Origin of the sequence: Streptomyces sp. NPDC002138 (genome assembly GCF_040296485.1) — a bacterium.
Taxonomy (GTDB): Bacteria; Actinomycetota; Actinomycetes; order Streptomycetales; family Streptomycetaceae; genus Streptomyces.
In genome coordinates, this window is record NZ_JBEOXE010000139.1 from 1 (window position 1) to 5,447 (window position 5,447).

A 5,447-nucleotide genomic window follows, 5' to 3' on the forward strand; every position below is an offset into this window, starting at 1 on the left:
TGGCGGCCTGGCGGCCTGCGGCCTGTGGCCTGGCGGCCTGGCGGCCTGCGGCCTGTGGCCTGGCGGCCTGGCGGCCTGCGGCCTGTGGCCTGGCGACCGCCTGGCGACCTGTGGCCTGGTGGCCTGCGGCCTGCGCCCTGGCGGCGTACGCCCCCAGTGGCTTTCGCGCCCTGAGGGACGGTCCTCCTTGGGCGCAGGCCCGGGCCTGCGCCCAAGCAGGCCCGGGCCTGCGCCCCCACCCCGCGCCCCAGCCCCGGCCCCCACGTGGCCCCGGCCCAGTGCCCCCCACGACCCCCGCCCCGGCAAGGGGCCCGGGTGGGTGTGGGGCGGGTTTGGCAGGATGGGGGCGTGTTCCAGGGCTCAGGGGGTGTCGTGGTGGGTTCGTCGTGGAGTGGTCGGCCGCTCGTCGGGGTGGGGTGGCTCGCGGAGTCGCTCGGGGAGGACGGGGTCGTCGTGGTCGACGCCTCCGTGGGGGCGCACCGGGGGGTGGCGCGGCGGATCGCCGGGGCGCGGCCGTTCGATCTCGACGGGGCGTTCAGCGATCACGCCGCCGCCGCGCCGCACACCATGCCCGGCGCCGCGGCCTTCACCGCCGCCGTCCGCGGCCTCGGGATCGACGACACCAGCACGGTCGTCGTCTACGACGGCGCGGGGATCTACTCCAGCGCCCGCGCCTGGTGGATGCTGCGGGCCATGGGCTTCGACCGGGCCGCCGTGCTCGACGGCGGGCTGCCCGCCTGGGAGGCGGCCGGGCTGCCGGTCGAGGCCGCGCCCGCCGCGTACGACGGCCCGCCCGGCACCTTCACCGCCCGCCCCCGCCCGGGCCTGTTCGTGGACAGCGCCGCCGTCACCGCGGCCCTCGCCGACCCGGCCCGCGCGGCCGTCCTCGACGCCCGCACCCGCGAGCGCTTCGCCGGCACCGCCCCCGAACCCCGCCCCGGCCTGCGCGGCGGACACATGCCCGGCGCGCTCAGCCTCCCCTTCGGCGACCTCCAGCGGAACGGCGCCATGCTCCCCGACGCCGAACTCCGCGCCGCCTTCCGAGCGTCGGCCGCCGACCGGGAGCGGCTGTACGTCAGCTGCGGGTCGGGGGTCACCGCCTGCGTGCTCGCGCTGGGGGCCGTACTGGCCGGATATCCGGATCCGGCCGTCTACGACGGCTCGTGGAGCGAATGGGGCATGCCCGGCGAACTGCCCGTCGCCACCGGCCCCTGAACTCCCGCCCGCGCCCGGGGGTGGTGCTGGCCCCACCCCCGGAGCGGGTAGCAGCGCCATCGATCGCGGGCGCCCGCCCGGCCAGACTCGGGGCATGACTTCACGCCGCGCCCTCACCCCGCCGGTCACGGCCTTCGCCGCGCTCGCCACCCTGCTGCTCGCCTCGGGCTGCAGCCCCGATCTCTTCGGCGGGGACCAGGAGATGACGCGGACGGCGAGCGCCGACGCCACGGTCACCGAGGCCGTCACCTCCGTCGAGGTGCGGAACTCCCGCCGCGGCTCCATCGAGGTGGTCCCCGCCGCCGGGCCCGGGGTCACGATCCACCGCACCGTCCACTACCGCGGTGACAGCGTGCCGCACCCCGGCCAGCGGGTCTCCGGTGGCGCCCTCACCTTCACCGACGACTGCGGCGGCGGCGCCTCCTGCTACATCGACTACCGGCTGGAGGTCCCGGCCCCGGCCAAGGTCAAGCTGGGCAGCAGCAGCGGTTCCATCAAGGTGACGGGGGTGGCGGAGGCCGAGCTGGCCGCCAGCTCCGGCTCGGTGCGCGCCGAGCGGATCGCCGGGGCGCTGCGCGTCTCGACCTCCTCCGGGGAAATCACGGGCACGGCGCTCGGCGGGTCCACGGCCGAGGTGGACTCCAGCTCGGGCGACGCCAGCCTGGACTTCACGCGGACCCCCGCCTCGGTCAAGGCCGAGGCGGGGGTCCGGGGAGGTCACCCTGCGCGTCCCCGGGGGTCCGTACCGCGTCGACGTGGAGAGCGGTTCCGGTGCGCGCGAGGTCTCGGTGCCCACGGACCCGGCGGCCGCGTCGCGCCTGACCGTGCGCACCAGCTCGGGTGACGTGAAGATCGCGGCCTCCTGACCGTCCGATACGCCGTCATCCCGCTGCCCGGGACCCGCGTGAGCCGAGGGGGACGCCCGGGTCGGCGTACGAGTCGACGCGCCCGGGGTGGCGGCGTGCCGCGGGTTGCGCGGCGGCACGCCGAAGCCGAACGGGCCTTCCGCCGGGGCCGGGTTCACGGCGGCCTGCCGGAGGTGCGCCGACGGCTGACCCGCCGTCACGTGAGCACCGCCCCGCTCCCGGCCGTGGCGGCACCGGGCGGCGCCGACGGTACGTGAAGAGACGTCCTAGCCCAGCCAGACCAGCATCGCGTCGCCCGCCGCCGCCGCGTCCCGGAAGAACGGCAGTAGCGCGTCGTAGTGGGCGAGGACGCCCGCCAGCGGATCGCCGCGCTCCCAGGCGTGCACCGGATACACATCGGCCCGGGCGAGGTCCGCCGGGCCGACCCCCGCCGCCAGCCGGGCGCTCCCCGTCGCCGCCAGGGCCGCGGCGGCGGTACGGACCTGCTCCGGGGTGAGGCAGCGGGGCGGCCCGTAGCTCCAGCTCCCCTCGCCGTGCCAGGGCAGGGCCTCCTCCCCGTGCGCGATGTCCACGGGGAACCCGAGGCGCCGGGTCAGGAACCCGAGGGCGTCCCAGGCCCTCCCGCTGCTGTGCCACCGGCCCCCGCCCGCCGCATCCGCCGCCCCCGCGTCCGCCGCCCCCGCGTCCGCCACGCGGGCCTCCGCCACGCACGCCTCGACCCACGCGCGATCGCGCCGGGCGCGCTCCAGCTCGTCGGCCGTCAGCCGGATGTAGCCCCCGAGGATGCTCATGCGCGAAGGGTAGGGCGCACCACTGACAGCGGCTCCAACTGCCGTTCGCCCCGGGCGAACGCTTCCTCGGGAACATACGGCGACGCACAAGCATTGAGTCGGCATAGCTCAACTTCGCTGCCGGAGGGAAAATCATGGCTTCGACGTCCGTAACGCTCACTCTGCCCGTGCTGCCGCTTGACGGCGAGGTCGTGCTGCCGGGGATGGTCGTTCCGCTGGACCTGTCCGACTCGGAGGTGCGTGCTGCCGTCGAGGCCGCCCAGGCCGCCGCCGGGACCGGGAAGCCGCGGGTGCTGCTCGTGCCCCGGGTGGACGGGAAGTACGCCGGGACCGGGGTCCTGGGCACGGTCGAGCAGGTCGGACGGCTGTCCGACGGCGATCCCGGGGCCCTGATCCGGGGCCGGGGGCGGGTCCGGATCGGGGCCGGCACCACCGGGCCCGGGGCCGCGCTCTGGGTGGAGGGCGAGACGGTGGACGAGCAGGTGCCCGACCCGCTGCCCGGGGCCGTCGCCGAGCTGGTCAAGGAGTACAAGGCCCTCGCCACCAGCTGGCTCAAGAAGCGCGGCGCCTGGCAGGTCGTGGACCGGGTGCAGCAGATCGAGGGCGTCTCGGCCCTCGCCGACAACTCCGGCTACTCGCCCTTCCTGACGATGGAGCAGAAGCTTCAGCTGCTGGAGACGGCCGACGCCGTCGCCCGCCTGCGGCTCGCCGTGAAGATGCTCAGCGACCACCTCGCCGAGCAGGACGTGGCCGAGTCCATCGCCAAGGACGTACAGGAAGGCGTCGACAAGCAGCAGCGCGAATTCCTGCTGCGGCGTCAGCTGGAGGCCGTGCGCAAGGAACTGCGCGAGCTGAACGGCGAGAAGGAGGGCGAGGAGTCCGACGACTACCGCGTCCGCGTCGAGGGCGCCGACCTGCCCGAGAAGGTCCGCGAGGCCGCCCTCAAGGAGGTCGAGAAGCTGGAGCGCGCCAGCGACCAGTCGCCCGAGGGCTCCTGGATCCGCACCTGGCTGGACACCGTGCTGGAGCTGCCCTGGAACGAGCGGACCGAGGACGAGTACGACATCCAGGGCGCCCGCGCGATCCTCGACGCCGAGCACGCCGGGCTGAGCGACGTGAAGGACCGGATCACCGAGTACCTGGCCGTGCGCAAGCGCCGGTCCGAGCGCGGGATGGGCGTCGTCGGCGGCCGCCGCGGCGGGGCCGTGCTGGCCCTGGTCGGGCCGCCCGGAGTCGGCAAGACCTCGCTCGGCGAGTCCGTGGCGCACGCCATGGGACGCAAGTTCGTCCGGGTCGCGCTCGGCGGCGTACGGGACGAGGCCGAGGTCCGCGGCCACCGGCGGACGTACGTCGGCGCGCTGCCCGGCCGGATCGTGCGGGCCATCAAGGAGGCCGGGTCCATGAACCCGGTGGTGCTCCTCGACGAGATCGACAAGGTGGGCTCCGACTACCGGGGCGACCCGGCGGCCGCGCTGCTCGAGGTCCTCGACCCGGCGCAGAACCACACCTTCCGGGACCACTACCTCGAGGTCGAGCTGGACCTCAGCGACGTGGTCTTCCTGGCCACCGCCAATGTGCTGGAGTCGATCCCGGAGGCGCTGGCCGACCGGATGGAGCTCGTCCGGCTCGACGGCTACACCGAGGACGAGAAGGTCGTCATCGCCCGGGACCACCTGCTGCCCCGGCAGCTGGAGCGGGCCGGACTGGCCGTCGAGGAGGTCACCCTCGGCGAGGACGCGCTGCGCAAGCTGGCGGGGGAGTACACCCGCGAGGCGGGCGTGCGCACCCTGGAGCGGTCCATCGCGCGGCTGCTGCGCAAGGTCGCCTCGCAGCACGAACTGGGCGAGCGGGAGCTGCCCTTCCGGATCGGCGCGGACGACCTGCGGAGCCTGATCGGGCGGCCGCACCACGTGCCCGAGGCGGGTCAGGACCCGGCCGAGCGGCGCACCGCCGTCCCCGGCGTGGCCACCGGCCTCGCGGTGACCGGCGCGGGTGGCGACGTCCTCTTCGTGGAGGCCTCGCTGGCCGATCCGGAGACCGGGGCCGCCGGGCTCACCCTCACCGGCCAGCTCGGTGACGTGATGAAGGAGTCGGCGCAGATCGCGCTCAGCTTCCTGCGCTCGCACGGCGCGGAGCTGGAGCTGCCGGTCGCCGACCTCAAGGACCGGGGCGTGCACATCCACTTCCCGGCGGGCGCGGTCCCCAAGGACGGCCCGAGCGCGGGCATCACGATGACCACGGCGCTGGCCTCGCTGCTGTCCGGACGCCAGGTGCGCACGGACGTGGCGATGACGGGCGAGGTGTCGCTGACCGGGCGGGTGCTGCCGATCGGCGGGGTCAAGCAGAAGCTGCTGGCCGCGCACCGGGCCGGGATCACCACCGTGATCATCCCGAAGCGCAATGAGGCGGACCTGGACGACGTACCGGCCGAGGTGCTGGAGCGGCTGGAGGTGCACCCGGTGACGGACGTGCGGCAGGTGCTGGAGCTGGCCCTGTCGGCGGCCGCGGAGCCGGTGGTCGTGGTGGCGGCCTGACCGCGGCGCCCGGGCCGGGCGGCCGCTCCGGGCGCCTCGCC

Annotated in this window: 4 protein-coding genes; 3 read left to right on the forward strand and 1 reads right to left on the reverse strand. The window is 75.6% G+C overall.

Translation table 11 applies throughout. The annotated features are described in order from the left end of the window. The first annotated feature begins 348 nt into the window (after positions 1 to 348). Positions 349 to 1,215, forward strand: a complete 867-nt coding sequence (locus ABT084_RS37580; RefSeq protein WP_351054256.1) for a sulfurtransferase — start codon at positions 349 to 351, stop codon at positions 1,213 to 1,215. Between the two features lie 94 nt (positions 1,216 to 1,309). Next, positions 1,310 to 2,059 (forward strand): DUF4097 family beta strand repeat-containing protein, encoded by a 750-nt coding sequence (locus tag ABT084_RS37585; protein WP_351054259.1) that lies wholly within the window; start codon positions 1,310 to 1,312, stop codon positions 2,057 to 2,059. A gap of 288 nt (positions 2,060 to 2,347) precedes the next feature. Here the strand turns inward: ABT084_RS37585 and ABT084_RS37590 are convergent, their stop codons facing one another. Then, positions 2,348 to 2,872, reverse strand: coding sequence for a DUF1877 family protein (locus ABT084_RS37590; RefSeq protein WP_351054261.1), 525 nt, complete (start codon positions 2,870 to 2,872; stop codon positions 2,348 to 2,350). Positions 2,873 to 3,006: 134 nt separating this feature from the next. Here ABT084_RS37590 and lon point away from each other — a divergent pair, with 134 nt between their 5' ends. Next, positions 3,007 to 5,406 (forward strand): endopeptidase La, encoded by a 2,400-nt coding sequence (lon, locus tag ABT084_RS37595; RefSeq protein ID WP_351054264.1) that lies wholly within the window; start codon positions 3,007 to 3,009, stop codon positions 5,404 to 5,406. The last annotated feature ends 41 nt before the right edge of the window (positions 5,407 to 5,447 follow it).